This is a genomic window from Dolosigranulum pigrum ATCC 51524 (genome assembly GCF_000245815.1).
GTDB lineage: Bacteria > Bacillota > Bacilli > Lactobacillales > Carnobacteriaceae_A > Dolosigranulum > Dolosigranulum pigrum.
Window position 1 is genome coordinate 507,254 of the sequence record NZ_JH601103.1, and the last position, 18,339, is coordinate 525,592.

Consider the following 18,339-nt stretch of genomic DNA (forward strand, 5'->3'; position numbering starts at 1 on the left):
CTTCCTTCAGATTCCACCTCACGATGGACACCCTTGCCTTTGGCTAATAATTCCTACTGTAAAGGCTTATAGTGGACTTTCACCACCAAGTTGTCGCCCATGCCGGGCGCACAATTAAAAGTACCTAGTAAAAAGCTAGGTACTTTTAAAAATCCAATAAACTACACTTAACGGTTAAGTAACATAAGAAGTGAAAAAATGTCAAAAAACACTTGAAAGTGATTTATAAGCATAATAGAATATATGTGAAGATAACATGAATAAAAAAGGGATCGGGATATTGTGTTATGATAGGTTACAGTCTACAAGGAGGAAATTTTTATGAAAAAACTATCTACTATTGTTATGTCAGTAATGTTAATTATACCTACTTTTGCTTATGGTGCACAAAATGTAACAGACCAAGTACGTGATAAGCGATGAGTTATTATTCCTTAGACGATGAAAAGCAAGCAGTTGAGAAAGTCATGAAGCGGTTGGGGTTAGAGCCTGATGAAAATTATTTTCGAACAGATCGTTATGTGCACCCGTTTTTCTTTTACTGGCCGTTTTCGTCGTGGATTATCTTTAATTTTGCTCGTGAGTGGTGTTATTTAATCTTTACAGATGATGAATTGATTGTTCTGCCATTGGAGAGTGGCAGTGACACGATTGGAGATGAAGTTATTCGGATAGTTCATAGCGATGTACAGGATTTTAAAGTAAAGCGCGCTTTAATGAGTGTGCATATTCGCTTCAGTTATGCAGGAGAATCGTACTATTTGTATCTTGACGGCTATGGTGTATTTGATCGCGGGAGTGACTCGTATTCGCCAGATCATTATCAAGTTATAAAAAGTAGAGATTTCTATGGATTAGGAAAAGGAGATATGTCTTGAGTCAGAAAAAGAAACGTCCACCAATCTATTGGGCAGTCGTGGGATTAATTCTCTCTGGTGCTTTTCTGCGAGTTGCCCCATTAGATAAATGGTTCTCAGAAAAAGTCAGCATCATAATTTTATCGGGGTTTATCCTGTTTTGCCTATCACTTTATGCTGGGTTTTGGTTCTTTCGAAAATATAAGGACTAAACGCAAGCGTTTAGTCTCCTTGTTCTTGCCGGTCAAGTCAGCAGAAAGTAAGCTGGATTCGTTACAATTGATTAGCGTCTTTATTTGTGATATAATTCACTTGTAGTCCTAGACGTTAATCAGAATTCTTGGAGGTATGGATATGTTTAATCTTGATGGACAAGTGGCTTTAGTGACAGGGGGCGCAAATGGAATTGGTTCGGGGATTGTTGAAGCGCTAGCCGAACAAGGAGCTACTGTCGTGATTGCCGATATTGATGAAGATGGTGGACAAGAGCTCGCTCAAAAAATAGATGGCGCCTTCTTAAAACTGGATGTGACAGATGGCGAGGCAGCTAAAGATGTGGTTGAATCGGTTAAAGCGGAGTACGGTCGCATCGATATTCTAGCAGCGAATACAGGAATTTATCCGGAAGTATTGCTAGCCGATATGGATGAAGCGAGCTGGGATAAGGTATTCGACGTCAATGTAAAAGGGATGTTCAATGTAGTGAAACCAACGCTTGAAGTAATGAAAGAACAAGCATACGGTCGTGTAATCTTAACGTCTTCCATCACCGGCGACGTCACCGGATACCCAGGTGGAACAGCTTATGGAGCAAGCAAAGCAGCACAACTTGGCTTTATGCGTAATGCTGCTGTTGAATATGGGCGCTACAACATCACGATCAACGCCATTCAACCGGGTATTATCGCAACCGAATCACTTGTGCGTGAATTGCCAACGTTGAATGACGCAGCTGATTATATTCCAGCGAAAACACTCGGTGAACCGCAAGATATTGGTGTAGCTGCAGCTTTCTTCGCTGCTAAAGAAAGCAAATATATCACGGGCCAAGCCTTAGTCGTCGATGGTGGTCAAGTACTACCAGAAACCCCAGATGTTGTCAGTGATTAAGTCACTCAATCATAAGCCTCTCTAGTTGCTGAGAGACTTTTATAATAAGTAACGCCCAAGACTTCTCATTAGAAGTTTTTGGGCGTTACTTATTATAAATCGATCATATTGTGAATTGATAAAATGCGTTCAATTTTTTCTTTGTCTTCCAGGTCAAAAGTCAATTTATTCTCTGTATAGCAGTCCTGGAATTTAAATAGTAATTTATCTTGCTCTTGGGCAAGTGAATAGTCACCCAACTCAGTGATTTTATCAAATTTCAAGTTTCGTATAGATATAAATTGAGGGCTTCCACAGAACGCTTCAAGTATTCAGTAAATCCTTCTCTGGACATTCGTGGAAGACCATCCATGCCACCTGATCTACCCAAGATGATTCTTGTTGGGGTTGATAACGGTGAAGAAACTCGCATGCACGAATATTCACTGGGGAAGTTCAAGAAAACCCCTCATTATTTATTTTTCTTTATATCAACTCATTTTTCCGGTACAATACAGACACTTACTTAGTAGAAAAATGAAGGAGAAGGTTGGATTCAATGACAATACATGTAGCAATTATCGGTGGTGGGATTGTAGGGGCAAGTGCGGCTTATTATTTAAGTCAAGTACCCGATATCGAGCTGACACTCTATGATGAAGGAATCGGTAGCGGCACACAAGCATCAGCCGGTATTATCAGTCCCTGGCTATCGCGTCGGCGCAATAAAGCGTGGTATCGTATGGTTCGAGACGGTGCTGCTTTTTATCCCACATTTTTATCAGATGTCATGGATGGCGATCCCATACCGGACTCGGTCTATAAACAAGTCGGTACCTTACTATTCAAGTCAAAACCCGAATACCTAGATGAAATGTTAGCGATTGGGCAAAAAAGACGCGAAAATGCCCCAGAAATCGGTGACCTGAAGATCTTATCTGCTGAAGAGGTTCGCGAGTTAATCCCGATTTATGATAAGCAATCAGGAGCACTCTGGGCTGAAGGAGGCGCCCGTGTGGATGGTCGAGCTTTGGCTGATCTAATCCTCTCCCGCTGTCAAGCTAACCATATGACACTTATTCCCGAAAAAGCAAACCTGAATATTTTCCAATCCGCACCCAACTATCAAATTCAGACAAAAACAACCACTAAAACCTTCGATAAGGTCGTCTTGGCCAATGCTGCGTGGCTTAAATATACGCTAGAACCTTTGGGCTATAACGTCGATATCCGCGCGCAAAAGGGCCAGTTAGCCGAACTACAACTCGACCAGCCTACCAGCAACTGGCCGGTCGTCATGCCGGAAGGAGAAGGCGATTTTATTCCCTTTGAAGATAAAGTCATTATCGGAGCAACGCATGAAGATGAACAAGGATTTGACCTCACTTTAGAGCCTGAGGTGTTGCAACCCATTCTCAATTCCGTCAATCAGATGTTTTCTGAGAAACTTACTGCATCTCTTATTACCAATTATCGTATCGGCACACGTGCTTATACATCTGATTATGCGCCTTTCTTCGGATTTGTACCGGGGCAAGGAGATTCCGTTGTGGCTGCAAGTGGTCTTGGTTCTACAGGTCTGACAGCTGGTCCACTTGTTGGCAAAATTTTGTCTGAATTAATATTAGGACAGTCCCCAAGTTTACCTTTGGACGATTACCCGATTGCTCGCTATATTCAGAAAAAATAAAAATTTGAACCGCCAGTTGAATCATTGAACGACACACTTTTATAGAAAGTAGGATCTTATGTTATCAAATAAAACACTCCACTATATCTCTTGGCTTTCCATCGCCTTATCGCTTATCGGCTTCTTACGTTGGGGAATCATACTCGGCAGTATCGGTATGGGACTCAGCTTAATTGGCTTATTACTCACTGAAGATGAAAGCTTGCATTGGATCGCACTCGGTATTGGAGCTCTAGCCGTTATTGTCGGTATCCTGTCTAACTCGCACTAACCTGAAAATGGCTTGTTAAAAACCCACTTTTATATATTAGATTATGTTTGTAACTACTTCTCTGAAAAAACATGGTATAATTTAATTAAAATTTAGAAAGTGGTGTTTCTCGTGAATCTTTTCCACCGATTCAAATATGTACTTGTCGTTATTGCATCTGTCTTAAGCACGCTAATCATCATTTATATTGTCAATCAATCTTCACCTGAATTAGTTGGCACATACCAAGCGACTAATCAAGCCAGTTCACCGTATGTATTGTTACTATCCTTTTTTGACAAAGATGGCAGATACGAGTTATATGTCAATTCTGAGTTGATGGAAGAAGGTAGCTACCGCCAGCAAGCCGACAATGTGTATGTACTGACTGAAGAAGATCATGGTAATACGCATTTAGTTACATTATTGCCAGATAATTCTTTTCACTGATTGCAAGCAGATAAAAATCACCCTGAGCACGTATTTAAGATGGAACAAATCGATGAAGGCCCAACTTCAATTATCGGCCCAGATAAAGTACACCGCACCTATTATGAATGATTGTTAAATTTAAACACCAAGCCCTTGATGACAGGACTTGGTGTTTTGATTATTTATTGATGATTGTGATTATTAATCAGCTTTTTGTAATAATCCAGCAAATCTATAATACACGTTCTCAGGATCATCTACTTTTGTAATACCAGTAAATTCTAGGTACCCTTCATACTTCACTCCATCTTCATAATGGACATGCCATATTCGCTCGCTCCTTGGACGGCCTGGACTAGTGATACTACTTGCAACATTTAGAAATTTACCTACATGAATTGCAGGTTTACCATTTCTAAAATTGATAGGTTGAATTTCTGTCTCACTTTCCATAACATTAATGTTTTCTATTTTCTCAGTAGCTGTCTCATCTGTATAAAAATCATTGGCAGATACAGTAACAGACATGTTCATTACTATAAGAGCTAATGCACCTACTAGTATTATTTTAATTGTTTGCCTAACTTTATTTGTTCGCATAATATTTACCCTTTCCATGTAAAAAGCCTCCTACCGATGCTCCGATAAGTCCTCCAATTCGCAAAGACCAAGACGTGAAAAAATTAATTGATGTAAATAGCTCTAATAATTCTGAGATGACAATAAGTCCCAACATTGCTAATATATAGCTTACCATGACTTTATAGTCTATTTTCATCCTCATCTCTCCTTTAAATATATGAAGTTCATATTACTGTAGATAATAGTATTGATAAAACACGCCATCATAAACATATACTCTCCCATGAGAATAGTGAGGAGCATCAATAATCTCTGATAAACCGGCACCTATTGCTGATCCTACTGAACCACCGATAGCAGATCCAAGTAAACTAAATAAAGCCGCAGTTCCACCAGACTGAATATTATTTAACGTATTAGCGCTTAGATATATTTTGAATAATCCATCTTCTCTAACAATTTTATTCACTCCATTAACTTTGACATCCCCACTTCGAAGGACATTAGAGTGATTATATGATGGTATATCATTTCCTAATTGCCGTGAAACTTCTGTATACGCTTCATCAGTAAAATGATACTCTGTCCCTTGTTCAGTTTCTACTACTTCAAGATATTGTGAAAAATCTTGTTGTATTTCCTGAACTTCTTCTGATTAGCTGAAACCGTCAAGGGAGTGCTTCCTATTCCTATACTACTTAGTGCGACTGTTATACATAAAACCTTACCAAATTTTTTCATATTCTTTATAGAAAACGGATATTCAACAATAATCAGCGACCACTCACTTATTCCTCCACCTTTCAACTCCATAATAACAGAAATAAAAGCGTTGTCAAACTATATAGATATTTTGCCCTGCATAATTTACATTAATCAGTCTAACTCGCTTGACATTGGAAATAGCTCTATCAAAAAAACCCCACCAAACTGCAGGTAAGACAGTTCAATGGGGATATCGTTAGTTAGTCATTATTCACTCTACTCTCAAACGCATCACGAACTTTTGGCACATCGAGACCTACAATGACTTGAATGGCCTGACCATTTCTGACGACTCCATGCGCACCGTGAGATTTAAAGGTTGCATCATCTGCTAATTTATCCGGATCTTTCACCGAAATACGCAGACGCGTCGTACAGTTATTAATATCTGCAATATTGTCTGGTCCACCCATTGCTTCTAAGAAACCTGTTGCTTTCTGTTCAGCTGCATTACCGCCACTAGAAGAACCTGAAGAGGCTGCAGCACTAGAGGATGCTTTCTTATCTTTATAATCTTGCTTGCTGAACATTTTCACATCTTGATCATCATCTTCACGTCCTGGCGTTTTGATATCAAATTTCAAGATCGCCCATCGGAAGATAAAGAAGTAAATCGCAACGAAAACAAGACCGACACCCCAGTAAATTAGGATAGAATTCAGGTGGTTATTGATGAGCGGAATCACAAATCCACTAATGTGAGCAATTAACCCACCACCAATATGACCGGCAACTCCTAGACTGTAAATCGTCATCGCTAAGCTTGCAGATAACAATGCGTGGACAAAGAACAATTGTGGTGCGAGGAATAAGAACGTAAACTCAAATGGCTCTGTAATTCCCGTCAACATCGCTGTTAAGGCAGTTGGAACAATCAATGCCATTACAGTTCGGCGTTTCTCAGGCTTCGAAGTTGCTAAGAAAGCTGCACCGATACCAACTGGATAGAATAACTTGGCTGCATTTTGGAACAAGAAACCACCCGCTGGAATAATACTGCGCAATGTACCGGTGTGAGCAGCAATTTCTGGTAAGTTTTCGAACCAGTAACGCTGCAGACCACCTTCGACAATTGCTGGTCCAAATTCGAACGGTTGGTAAATAAAGTGGTGCAAGCCCGTTGGAATTAAAATTTTCTCTAAGAAGACGTAAATCCCAACACCGATTGTTCCACTACTTGCCATCACATCTTGCAGACTTGCGATCACACCTTGAATCGGTGGCCAGATAACAGCGGTCAAATAGGCAAGGGGTAGCGCTGAGAAAAAGCCTAAAATAACAACAAAACTTGTCCCAGAGAAAATACCTAACCAATCAGGCAACTCTGTATCATAGAAGCGGTTGTGGAGCCACACAACAAAGGCAGAAATTAAAATTGCACCGATTAAGTTTGTATCAAGGGTTGCCACACCACCAATTGTTTTTACACCAATCGCTTCAACATCCGAAATATCAATCCCAAAATCCCATGTCGACATAATCGCATTAATAAACGTATTCCATATCATATATACCGTAAATGCTGCTAAAGATGCCCGAGCTGCCGCTTTTTTCGCTAATCCAATTGGCAAACCAATAACAAATAGAATCTCCAGTTGAGTGAAAACAACCCAACCACCTTGTTCAATTACACCCCAGAAATTACGCCAAAAGGTTCCCTCTGCTGCGATTGCGCCTAATATATCTTCATTTTGAAACGCCATCGATAACGCCAACATAATCCCGTTAAATGCAAAGAGCAAAACAGGGGTAATCATTGCGCCTCCGAAGCGCTGAATTTTTTGCATCATCAAAATCTCTCCTTTTTAAGTTAGTATTCGTCTGTTATATTTATTCTGTCTATTTATTGTCCAAAACTACTTCTATCCCAAAGTGATCACTGACAACTGGAGCGTGCTCTCCATCAAAAATGACACGAGAACTTACTACATTGATCTCTTTGGACACAAAAATATAATCAATTCGCTTATCGCTTGTCTGGTGAGCCCACCCATCAATCGATCCCTGAGCTGTGGCAAAGCCGCGTCGTACGTCAGCCACTTGATACGTATCAACTAAGAATGGAGCGGTCTCACGGATAAAGTCATAGCCCTCACCGCGAACAAGTGAGTTATTATTAAAGTCTCCAGCGACAATCAACCTTGAGCGGTCTACCTCCTCCATATGAGCTAAAGCATTTTTCCACTCATGCTTAAATAACAACTCATCTGCATCACTTTGCCACCATGAAAAGTGTCCTGTCACAACTGTCCAATTCTGTCCATCTAATTGGACAGTGGCTTTTAAGTTCGTTCGCGTTGCAATATCATCATATGCTTGACTCTCTGATACAATATAACTTTTTGCTTGGAGCGGCTGTTTCGCTAAGATAGCTAAGCCTTCATCATATTTATCATAGCCAATATGATTCGCTCCCCACGAGAAATAATAAGAACTTCCTAGCTTCTCTAACATCTTCACGAGTACTAAGGCATAATTATTCTCCTTCAGTGGGACTGCTTGTTCATCTCGCTGCAGGGAACAAAATAAGTCATGGCTTACTTCTGGGCCACTCATTAATTGATTCACTTCCTGTAACATCACAACGTCATATTGTGCTTGATGAATGCGCTCAGCTAGATGACTTAACTTCTCATACGACGCCTCTTCTAACCAACCGTGTACATTTAAGGTTAAAATATTCATCATTAAGCCAACCGATACAGACGTGCTTCATAAGGACGTAATTGTATGTCTTTTTCCAGTGAATTTGGCACCTCATAGTTTGTCAAGACCAATTCTTTTAAGTCAAATGGTGTCAAATCAACTTCTGCTGAATCATTAAATACATTGACAACAATCAAGTATGTTTCTGATTCTCCCTGACGTTTATACGCATAAACTTGCTTGTGTAATGGTAAGACTAATTCATAAGATCCGTAAATTAGCGCTTCATTATCTCGACGTAGTGCAATCATCTCTTTATAAAAATGATAGATAGAATTTGGATCCTTGAGCGACTCAGCCACATTTATATCTGCATAGTTCGGATTAACTCCTAACCAAGGTGTTCCTGTTGTAAACCCAGCTTCTGGTTGCGCATTCCACTGCATCGGTGTTCTCACATTATCACGCGAACTCGCATAAATATAATTCATCGCTTCTTCCCGCGGAGTACCTTCTTTCATCATTTGACGGGCCCGGTTAACTGATTGAATATCATCATAATCAGTCAATTCATCAAACTGAACATTTGTCATTCCAATTTCTTGTCCTTGATAGATAAATGGTGTCCCTTGCATGAAGAAATACATCATACCTAATGCTTTGGCACTTGTTTTACGCAGAGTACCATCGTCTCCCATTGCAGAAACAGCGCGAATTAAGTCATGGTTTTCAATATAGAGCGCATTCCAGCCAATTCCATCTAAACCTTCTTGCCATTTGGTCAGAACTTGTTTATAGTCACGCAAATCAAAAACTTCACCATCACGCTCACCCCACAAGCCGAGTGCTTCGAACTGGAAAATCATGTCAAAGTAGCCTGACTCTTCACCAACCCACTGCTCTGCATCTTTAATGCTTACCCCATTGGCTTCACCAACAGTCATAATATCATAATTGTTAAATGTTTCAGCAGCTAATTCGGTTAAGAACTTGTCGATTCCTGGTTGATTCATATGACCATCATAACTAGGAACAACATCTTTATTTAGAGGATTCGGCATGTCAGGGAATCCTTCTCTTTTCTTAATATGACTGATCGCATCAACACGGAAACCATCAATTCCCTTATCCAACCACCAATTAATTAAGCTATACACATCTTGACGGACAACCGGATTTTCCCAATTCAAATCCGGTTGCTTCTTGGAGAACACGTGCATATAATATTCTTCAGTCTTTTCATCATATTCCCAAACCGATCCACTAAAGATTGACTCCCAATTATTTGGACGTTTCCCCTCTTCATCGCCTTCATGCCAAATATAGTAATCACGATACGGATTATCCTTACTTGAGCGCGACTCAATAAACCACTCATGCTCATCACTTGTATGATTCACGACTAAATCAAAAATAATCTTCATGTCGCATTTATGCACTTCTTCAATTAGACGATCACAATCTTCCATTGTCCCAAACTCGTCCAAAATCGCCTTATAATCACGAATATCATAACCATTATCATCATTCGGCGAGTCAAAAATTGGACATACCCAAATCAAATCAATGCCTAGCTCTTTTAAATAATCTAACTTTTCAATCAGACCAGGTAAGTCCCCTATTCCATCGCCATTTGAATCATAAAAACTTCGTGGGTATACTTGGTACGCCACAATCTCTTTCCACCATTGCTTACTCACATCAATCACCTTCCTACTTTATCTGTCTTCTTAATTGTATAGTCCTCAACCACTAATTGCAATCAAATCTGTTCTGTTATCGGTATCAAAATAAATCCCAACACGACATTGACCCATCGTATTAGGATTTACATAAAAAGATACATCTTAATCTCATTTAAATATTAATTACTTGATACTGTAAATCAACTAAACTGCTCCCCTTTACGTACAAATACACGGTAGTAAATCCACAGACGAGCTCCACTTAAAATAACAAAACCCATAAAATTTCCCACTGGCATAAATAGCTAGATCACAACAAACAGGCTTATACTGAATAGGATAGTACTCTAGCAATAACATCATGAACACTAAGGAAAAACGCAATCAAGTACCCTGTATAAACTAAGTAAGATTGACCAATAATTGATTGAAATCCGTCTTTACTAAAATAGCTCGACTCATTATTATTCCAACTGACCAAATAAATCCTTGAATCATATTTGAATATAGTAGATAACAAACCCAATATAATCTTTACTGTTGTACTCATCCTTACACCATTAGGACCAATATATCCAATCATTTATCCTTGATTAACTTAAAAATCAATCTGATCAACAACTATCTTATCGCCAATTTTATTGTTTATATTTTTCTATTCTAAAATAGGATGTTCTATCATAAATGTCAGCTAACCTATTGTTTTCATTTGTTATATAATATTGTATAATAGAGATACAATGAAACAATTTATAACTATTTAACTCATCACACACTATGTATATACTGATAAAATGAGGAGAGAGCAATGGAACTTGTTAATACGTATAATGTTGAACGTCAACGTCTCATACAAACAACTGATCGTCATACGCCACTCGCACCAGGAGAATATATCGTCATCGTTCATGCTCTCATTCTTAATACGAATGGAGAGATCTTGATCCAACAGCGAGCCAATGACAAATCATTATGGGCAAACTTATGGGATATTTCCTGTAGTGGTGCTCCTATTGCCGGTGAGACAAGCGCTGAAGGAATCGCACGAGAGATAAAAGAAGAATTAGGATGGTCCATTGATTTTGACCATATTAGACCGATTTTGACAGCGAATTTTGACCATGGATTCTCTGATTACTATGTTTATCAGCTGGATAAATCGTTATCCATTGCAGATATTCAGTATAACACGCAAGAAATACAAGCTATCAATTGGGTTACTATGCCTGAAATTTTAGCTCTTATTGAACAAGATAAATTTGTTCCGTATAAACCTACTTTCCTTCAAGCTATTTTAGCGTGTGCCGAAGATTTTACTGAAATTAATCCTACGTAACTACTCAATATCCCTTCATATTAGAGATTGACTGAATGATAATATCACTAAATGATTAAAGGAGACTATTATGAAAACAGCCATTATTACGGACAGTACCGCTACATTATCTGAGAAATTAAAAGAGCATCCTGCTGTCTTTCAAGTATTTCCAAGCCTTGAGTTTGAAGATGGAGAAACATTCACCGACCAACCAGACAGCATATCACCAAAAGAATTTTACCGTAAATTGACTGAAGTTGACACTCTGCCAACGACTGCACAACCGAGTCCTGCTCAATTTATCGATATATTAGATACCATTGTCGCCCAAGGGTATGATCATGTCATTTTTATTCATCTTTCACAAAAGTTCAGCGGCACATTAGATACAGCCCGAATGATTGCTCATGATTATAATGATCGATTAAAAAGTTATTTTATCAATTCTAAAGGCGTATCCCTTGTTATGCGGAATATGATTGAACAAACTCTTCGATTATTGGATGAGAGAGAGGATATTGAAAGCATTATTGATGACTTGAATTGGCTAGCAGAACAATCAACTATTTATTTAATGGTTGAAGATTTAGACAACCTAGTCAAAGGTGGGCGGCTTGGTCATGCATCGGCTTTCATTGGTAATTTAATGCAAATTAAACCATTACTAAAAATTGGTGCTGATGGATCCGTCGAAATGTTTGAAAAAATCCGTACAAAACGCCGTGTATATAAACGTTTTATTGAATTAATTGAAGAAGAAATGGATCACTTTGACAATAATGCACAATTGTATTTTGCCCATGGTGATGCACACGATGATATTATGACCGTTATCGAGTTATTAAAGAAAAAATATCCTGAGCAATCATATACCCTCGATACACTAACGCCGATCATTGGTGTTCATGGCGGTAAGGGGACAATTGGTATGGCCGTTGTTCCAACTATTCCCGCTTAAAATAATCCCTTGCCTCATCTAGCTCATTAAAAAACTGGTCTAAAAAGTATATCATAAATTTATGTCGCTCTTTTGCCATTGTTTGTCCTTTTTCTGTATTCATTGATTCTCTTAGTAATAATAATTTATCAAAAAAATGATGAATAGTTGATACCGACTTTTGATCAGTTGGCTTATAAAAGGGTTTGGTCGGATCATATAGCACTTGTCCCTTTGCGCCACCATAAGCAAATGCACGAGCTATCCCTACTGCACCCATTGCGTCTAGTCGGTCGGCATCTTGGACAATCTGCCCTTCAATGGTTGCGGGTTTTTCTCCTTTACTAAAAGATATGGTTTCAACAATTTGCAATACATGTTGAATAATCGATTCAGATACGCCTTCTCCTTCCAAAAAATAATAAATATTTTGCCGACCTTCTGCTTCATCAAACAGTTTACTATCAGCTAAATCATGAAGTAAGGCAGCTAATTCAATAACTAATAAATCGCCTGTATTTTCCTTATCATATATACTTTTCGCAGTTGCCCATACACGTTCAATATGAAACCAGTCATGTCCACTGCTATCACCGTCTAGCTGTTCTTTAACAAACTGGACTGTACGCTCTATCAATTGTTGTCTCATAACTATTACTCCTTATCACTTTTTTGACTAATATTAGAAAGGGTGTTTCTATGCGTATTATTATAGATGGCGATGCTTGTCCTGTGAAAGAGATCATTATTGAGGAAGCTATGGCTGTACCTATTCCCGTTCTCATGATCTCTTCTTACTCCCATTATACTTATCGTGAATTTCCTGATCAAGTTCAGCATATTTATGTAGAGTCATCTGCTGAAGCTACAGATTTTAAAATTTTAGAGCTTGCTACATCATCTGATATTGTTGTTACTCAAGATTATGGACTGGCCTCACTTTTGTTAGCAAAACAAAGTCGCATTCTACATCACCGTGGATTTGAATATACGCACCATAATATCCAATCCTTGCTTAGCAGCCGCTATCTCAATGCCAAGATACGACAAAAAGGAGGTCGCACAAAAGGGCCCTCCTCTTTAACTAATAATGAAAAGGAACGCTTTAGACAACTCCTCCAATCCTGTATCGATGATTTAACGGTTAAATAATCGCGCCCAAAATCCTTTTGATTCTTGTTCTTCTTTGTATTCTAATAATTTAGTCTTATCTTCTAGTGCGTTATCCAGTTGTTTTTGGGTAACTGCTTGTAGTTGTTGTTGCTGATCTAATAGGCGATTCAACTCATCAATCTGATCGGCTTGACGTCCATTCCTTGTATTAGACTCTTCAATTTGACTCTTCTTCTCTTTAATATCTTCTTGTAATTGAATAATTTCCTGTCTAAGCTCTTCAATTGTATTGGACAGCTCTTGATTAATTGACTTTTCGTCTTTTTCAGTTTGATCTGTCGCGGGTGGTTTTCCTGTAATAGACTCAATTAATTGATGCTGTTCTCTATCTGTCAATACAATAATACCACGCGAATTAGTTGTGCGTTCTTCCTTGTCTAATTTTTTCAAGTGATTATGAATGGTTTGTTTACTCACGTCCAATTTATCTGCAAATTCTTTTACTGTTGGTCGTTTATCTGACATTGTATTCATTCCTTTGCTATTATTTATATGTATACCCTTATTTTGATTTTACATTATTGTCCATTTTGTGTCAAAGTATTTCACTAGCTAATAAAACATAATATTGTTTTTTATTCCATGATTTCTATTACTTATTCAGCCATTTTACTGCTTTCTTTTCAAAATATAGAAAAACAGTTGCAAGATAATGTATTAAATGCTAAGCTAGTTGTAGTTGAATACATAAAACAAGGGGAGCTTTTAGCTGAGAGTGAACATTACTATGTTCTGACCCACTGAACCTGTTACGTTAGTGCGTGCGTAGGGATGTGTTGTCGTCTATCGTCATAGACGGTTATTTAGGTATCTCCTCTTGTCCAATACAAAAGGAGGTTTTTTTATGCGTGATAAAAAATTATCGATGTTAATTGAAGGGGCTATTATGATTGCCGTTGCTGAAGTGCTGTCCATGTTACCGACAGGATTCGGGCCGTATAATATTTCTATCGGGGTTATTCCTATTATTTTATTTGCTTTTCGTCACGGAACAGTTAAAGGATTTTTAATCGGCTTTACTTATGGTCTACTCAAAATTGTTCTCGGTGATATTCAAGGAGTTGTACCACTTCAGATTGCAATTGAATATTCTGTACCTTATCTAAGCTTAGGCTTGGCGGGTTTAGTTGGTGACAAAATTCGTCAAGCAGCTAAGCGTGGAGATAAAGCTTACGGTTATATTGCAACGGGGACAGTTATTGGTTGTTTTGCCCGATATATTTGGCATTACATTGCGGGAGTTGTCTACTGGGGACACTATGCTCCTGAAGGACAGAGCCCATATGTATACTCTTTAATCGTAAATGGCGGTAGTATGGTTGTCACAACAATTGCAACTATTATTGTACTGAGTTTACTTTATGCTAACTCCAAACGCCTTTTCCGATTAAATGTTTAATTAATTTGTTACCCATTCCAAAAGGCATTGCTTTTGCCAGCAATGCCTTTTTTTAATGATTATTTTTTTACTATTATGGAACACCACGCCATGTTTTAGGCGAGAATAAAATTAAAATTGGGAAAATCTCTAGACGACCCATTAACATCGCAAATGTTAAGAGTAACTTATTGAAATTACTAAATTGACTAAATGAGCCACTCGGACCTACCGCATTCAGTCCTGGTCCAATATTATTCAAAGTAGCTGCTACTGCTGAAAAACTCGATGTAAAATCTGGCATCTCAAAACTGACACTTAGCATAATCAGGACAAATACAATGGTATACAATGCCAAATAATTGGAGATATTGGCTAGCATAGGATCCTTAATAGACTCGCCCTCAAAGATTAAACTTGTTTGCCGGTTAGGATGGAACGTTTTCTTATACTCTCTAATACCTGATTTAATCATTATAGCTATTCGAGAAACCTTCAATCCCCCACCTGTAGAACCGGCCATACCTCCGACAAACATTAAGGTTAAAAGGATAATCTGAGAAAACAGCGGCCACTGACCAAAGTTTGCTGTTGAGAAACCACTTGTTGTAACAATTGATGAAACGGTGAAAAAGCTATCACGTAAAGCTGTGCCGACTCTGGTTTCATGAACTACCAATTGAGTGGCTATTAAGAGGGTAGAACCCAAAACAAATCCTACGTACCAACGAAGTTCCTCAGAATAGAATACTTCCTTCACTTTTTTAGCTAAAATGAAGTAATACAAACTGAAATTCACCCCAAACAGAATCATGGCTACGGATAGGACCATCTCTGCAGCAACATTATCATAGAAACCAAAACTACTATTTTTCATTCCGAATCCACCTGTACCTGCTGCACCAAAAGCATGGATCATACTGTCAAATAAAGGCAAACCTGTTAGCATCAATAACACGATCGTTACAATCGTCATGGCAAAATAAATTAAGTATAAAATTTGAGCTGATTTGACAATTTTTGACACTAGTTTGTCAAATTTTGGACCAGGCATTTCTGCTCGCATCATATGCACATCTTCTGATTCGGCACGTGGAGAGATAGCTAAGGCAAATACTAATACCCCCATCCCTCCAACTAAGTGCGAAAAACTACGCCAAAAAATAGAAGAGTATGCTAAGGCTTCTACATCGTCTAAAATACTAGCTCCTGTCGTTGTAAATCCACTAGCTGTCTCAAAAAAAGCATCCACCACAGAAGGTATATCACCATTAATGACAAAAGGTAATCCGCCAAAAAAGGAAATGATAATCCATGATAACGAGACAATAATGAAGCCTTCCTTCGCATACAGGCGATTATTGTTAGGCTTAATTCGCGATAGCAATGTCCCACCAATAAACATCACCGCACCAACACTCAAGAAACTGAAGGTATAAATAAAAGGTTCGCGATAAATTAAGCTCACTACCACAGGAAAGCCCATCAATACACCGGTAATTTGAATTAATTTTGCTAATGTATAACTAATTATTCGTTTATTCATAAGTCACCTTATTCTAAAATATCTTCCAGACTTGTTAAATACTTACGAGTCGTTGCGATAATAACATGATCATCCACTTGCATATCATCTGCTCCCGTTGGAAAAATCACATGACCATCTCGAATAATATTCGCAATCAAAACATCTGATTTAGTTGGAAGTGAATGGATCGGTTGATTTGTCAATTCTGATTCTTTGGTAATATGGAACTCAATAATCTCAAACTGATTATTATCCACTCGATACAATCCTTCAATATCCGAATGTGCACGTGATCCTACTGAACGGACAAATTTTGAAATATGATTAGAAATTAATTGATGCGGTGTTACAAAGGCATGTGAAGGATCTTCCTCAATTAAATTAATTAAATCAGTCCGATTCACTTTTGTAATAACTTTTGATAAATTATTTCGGCGTGCAAAGAGTGAAATTAATAAATTCTCCTCATCCACTCCCGTTAAACTAACAATAGCATCAAATAATTCAATACGTTCTTCTTGTAAGAATTCTTGATCTGATCCATCTCCACTAATCACAACAACTTCAGGGAAATGTTCACTTAATTCACTGGCTTTATCTGGATTAATCTCAATGACTTTAATACCCATAGATACATCTTTTAACATGTCGATTAGATAATGTGAAATACGACTTCCACCAATAATCAAGGTGTTTTTTAATCGTTTTTTCTTCTTACCAGTTACATGATAAAAATTAGCTAGCAACTCTTGTTCACCGGTAACAAATAAATGATCTCCACGCTTAATCATTGTATCCCCAGTTGGAATAACTACCTCATCGCCACGTTTTATCGCACAGATAATTAAATTTGGAAACTTTTGGCGGAATCGACTAATCATTAAACCTGACAATTCATCATCTTCAATCATTACTTCTATTAGATGCACGCCATCAGAGAAATTCTCCACACTCAATGCTCCTGGGTATCGAAGAATATCGACAATTTGCGATGCTGCCTCATACTCTGGATTAATCATCAGCGTAATTCCCATACTTTCGTGCATAAATTCGTTATGCGTGGCATATGCTGGTTTTCGAACGCGAGCAATCGTATGTGTTGCTCCTAAATTTTTGGCGATTGAAGCTGCAATGATATTTGTTTCATCTTCCGGTGTTACAGCGATAAAAATATCACAATGCTCCACCCCTGCTTCTTTTTGAATATCAATATCCGCCCCATTTCCCACAAAACCATCAATATCTGCTCGTGAGATTGTTCGCTCAAGTACAGTTTCTCTTAATTCAATCATTGTTACATTATTATCAGTCAACGATAAATCTTTACATAGGGCGCGGCCAACTTTCCCCCCACCTACAATAATTATATTCATGAATAAAATCCCTCTTTCTGTCTCCTATTTACTCTCAATATTTTACCCTTAAATAATCATTTCTTAAACAATTATGAAAATTTTTTAATCAAAATATCGTTATTTATGATACGGTTCTCCTCGAATAATACGAAATGCTCGATAAATTTGTTCTGTTAGAATCAGACGCATCAGTTGATGTGGATATGTCATCTTACCAAATGCTATTTGCATCTGACTACGTTGAATAACAGCTGGACTTAACCCTAGAGATCCTCCAATAATAAACGTGATATGACTTTGTCCGTAAATCATTTTATCTTCTATATCAGCAGCAAATGCTTCAGATGTCAATTGTTGCCCTTGCAAGTCCAGTGCAAATACATAATCACGAGAGGCTATTCGTTCTAAAATTCGCTCTCCTTCAATTTCTTTAACCTTTTGCTCATTAGCCGCACTTAAATGCTCTGGTGCGGGTTCGTCATCTACTTCTATTATATTGAAGGTGCAATAAGCCCCCAGACGTTTGGCATACTCATTGATTCCTTTAATTAAATATTTTTCTTTTAATTTTCCCACTGAAATAATAGTAATCTTCATGGTTATCCACCTTTTTTCCATAAGTTATCAACAGAGTTATCCACAGGTGTGAATAAC

20 protein-coding genes and 1 riboswitch are annotated in these 18,339 nt (G+C 38.1%); of the genes, 9 read left to right on the forward strand and 11 right to left on the reverse strand.

Annotated features, from left to right (window positions below):
- Positions 1–419: 419 nt before the first annotated feature.
- The 5 genes from HMPREF9703_RS02375 to HMPREF9703_RS02400 all read left to right on the forward strand — a co-directional run bounded on the left by HMPREF9703_RS02375 (position 420) and on the right by HMPREF9703_RS02400 (position 4,336).
- On the forward strand, positions 420–878 hold the full coding sequence (locus tag HMPREF9703_RS02375; protein WP_004635286.1) for a hypothetical protein: 459 nt from the start codon (positions 420–422) through the stop codon (positions 876–878).
- A 333-nt stretch (positions 879–1,211) separates the two neighbouring features.
- Complete coding sequence (locus tag HMPREF9703_RS02385) at positions 1,212–1,967, forward strand: SDR family NAD(P)-dependent oxidoreductase (protein WP_004635289.1); 756 nt, start codon at positions 1,212–1,214, stop codon at positions 1,965–1,967.
- Positions 1,968–2,505: 538 nt separating this feature from the next.
- Positions 2,506–3,636, forward strand: coding sequence for an NAD(P)/FAD-dependent oxidoreductase (locus HMPREF9703_RS02390; protein ID WP_004635290.1), 1,131 nt, complete (start codon positions 2,506–2,508; stop codon positions 3,634–3,636).
- Positions 3,637–3,694: 58 nt separating this feature from the next.
- The gene (locus HMPREF9703_RS02395; RefSeq protein WP_004635292.1) at positions 3,695–3,907 is read left to right on the forward strand and encodes a hypothetical protein; all 213 of its coding nucleotides are present in this window, start codon (positions 3,695–3,697) and stop codon (positions 3,905–3,907) included.
- A 111-nt stretch (positions 3,908–4,018) separates the two neighbouring features.
- On the forward strand, positions 4,019–4,336 hold the full coding sequence (locus tag HMPREF9703_RS02400; RefSeq protein ID WP_004635294.1) for a hypothetical protein: 318 nt from the start codon (positions 4,019–4,021) through the stop codon (positions 4,334–4,336).
- A 183-nt stretch (positions 4,337–4,519) separates the two neighbouring features.
- Here the strand turns inward: HMPREF9703_RS02400 and HMPREF9703_RS02405 are convergent, their stop codons facing one another.
- The 6 genes from HMPREF9703_RS02405 to HMPREF9703_RS02430 form a co-directional block, all read right to left on the reverse strand.
- Positions 4,520–4,936: a hypothetical protein gene (locus HMPREF9703_RS02405; protein WP_004635295.1), complete on the reverse strand. Its 417-nt coding sequence runs from the start codon at positions 4,934–4,936 to the stop codon at positions 4,520–4,522.
- Positions 4,905–5,096: a hypothetical protein gene (locus tag HMPREF9703_RS09025; RefSeq protein ID WP_004635297.1), complete on the reverse strand. Its 192-nt coding sequence runs from the start codon at positions 5,094–5,096 to the stop codon at positions 4,905–4,907. The genes HMPREF9703_RS02405 and HMPREF9703_RS09025 overlap by 32 nt, the downstream gene beginning before the upstream one ends.
- A 33-nt stretch (positions 5,097–5,129) precedes the next feature.
- On the reverse strand, positions 5,130–5,369 hold the full coding sequence (locus tag HMPREF9703_RS02415; RefSeq protein WP_040376799.1) for a hypothetical protein: 240 nt from the start codon (positions 5,367–5,369) through the stop codon (positions 5,130–5,132).
- Between the two features lie 496 nt (positions 5,370–5,865).
- On the reverse strand, positions 5,866–7,455 hold the full coding sequence (locus tag HMPREF9703_RS02420; protein ID WP_004635298.1) for an alpha-glucoside-specific PTS transporter subunit IIBC: 1,590 nt from the start codon (positions 7,453–7,455) through the stop codon (positions 5,866–5,868).
- Positions 7,456–7,504: 49 nt separating this feature from the next.
- Positions 7,505–8,350 (reverse strand): endonuclease/exonuclease/phosphatase family protein, encoded by an 846-nt coding sequence (locus tag HMPREF9703_RS02425; protein WP_167535643.1) that lies wholly within the window; start codon positions 8,348–8,350, stop codon positions 7,505–7,507.
- A gap of 2 nt (positions 8,351–8,352) precedes the next feature.
- Complete coding sequence (locus HMPREF9703_RS02430) at positions 8,353–10,011, reverse strand: glycoside hydrolase family 13 protein (protein WP_004635302.1); 1,659 nt, start codon at positions 10,009–10,011, stop codon at positions 8,353–8,355.
- Positions 10,012–10,804: 793 nt separating this feature from the next.
- Here HMPREF9703_RS02430 and HMPREF9703_RS02435 point away from each other — a divergent pair.
- Positions 10,805–11,332, forward strand: coding sequence for an NUDIX hydrolase (locus HMPREF9703_RS02435; protein WP_004635304.1), 528 nt, complete (start codon positions 10,805–10,807; stop codon positions 11,330–11,332).
- 70 nt (positions 11,333–11,402) lie between these two features.
- Positions 11,403–12,272 carry a DegV family protein gene (locus HMPREF9703_RS02440; RefSeq protein ID WP_004635306.1) on the forward strand — a complete coding sequence of 290 codons (870 nt, stop codon included), beginning with the start codon at positions 11,403–11,405 and terminating at the stop codon, positions 12,270–12,272.
- Here the strand turns inward: HMPREF9703_RS02440 and HMPREF9703_RS02445 are convergent.
- Entirely contained in the window at positions 12,259–12,900 is a 642-nt protein-coding gene (locus HMPREF9703_RS02445; protein WP_004635307.1) for an HD domain-containing protein, read from the reverse strand. The genes HMPREF9703_RS02440 and HMPREF9703_RS02445 overlap by 14 nt on opposite strands.
- 50 nt (positions 12,901–12,950) lie before the next feature.
- Between HMPREF9703_RS02445 and HMPREF9703_RS02450 the strand changes: the two genes are divergently transcribed.
- Complete coding sequence (locus tag HMPREF9703_RS02450; protein ID WP_004635309.1) at positions 12,951–13,403, forward strand: YaiI/YqxD family protein; 453 nt, start codon at positions 12,951–12,953, stop codon at positions 13,401–13,403.
- Here HMPREF9703_RS02450 and HMPREF9703_RS02455 read toward each other — a convergent pair.
- Positions 13,389–13,889, reverse strand: coding sequence for an HTH domain-containing protein (locus tag HMPREF9703_RS02455; protein WP_004635310.1), 501 nt, complete (start codon positions 13,887–13,889; stop codon positions 13,389–13,391). The genes HMPREF9703_RS02450 and HMPREF9703_RS02455 overlap by 15 nt on opposite strands.
- Before the next feature lie 220 nt (positions 13,890–14,109).
- Positions 14,110–14,213: riboswitch (TPP riboswitch) on the forward strand.
- A 55-nt stretch (positions 14,214–14,268) separates the two neighbouring features.
- On the opposite strand from HMPREF9703_RS02455, the gene thiT reads away from it, so the two are divergent.
- Positions 14,269–14,823, forward strand: coding sequence for an energy-coupled thiamine transporter ThiT (gene thiT, locus HMPREF9703_RS02460; RefSeq protein WP_004635313.1), 555 nt, complete (start codon positions 14,269–14,271; stop codon positions 14,821–14,823).
- Positions 14,824–14,896: 73 nt separating this feature from the next.
- Here thiT and HMPREF9703_RS02465 read toward each other — a convergent pair whose 3' ends face one another.
- From HMPREF9703_RS02465 to rlmH, 3 genes are all read right to left on the reverse strand, one after another.
- On the reverse strand, positions 14,897–16,348 hold the full coding sequence (locus HMPREF9703_RS02465) for a TrkH family potassium uptake protein (RefSeq protein ID WP_004635315.1): 1,452 nt from the start codon (positions 16,346–16,348) through the stop codon (positions 14,897–14,899).
- An 8-nt stretch (positions 16,349–16,356) separates the two neighbouring features.
- Entirely contained in the window at positions 16,357–17,703 is a 1,347-nt protein-coding gene (gene trkA, locus HMPREF9703_RS02470) for a Trk system potassium transporter TrkA (protein WP_004635318.1), read from the reverse strand.
- A gap of 99 nt (positions 17,704–17,802) precedes the next feature.
- Entirely contained in the window at positions 17,803–18,282 is a 480-nt protein-coding gene (gene rlmH, locus HMPREF9703_RS02475) for a 23S rRNA (pseudouridine(1915)-N(3))-methyltransferase RlmH (protein WP_004635321.1), read from the reverse strand.
- Positions 18,283–18,339: the final 57 nt, after the last annotated feature.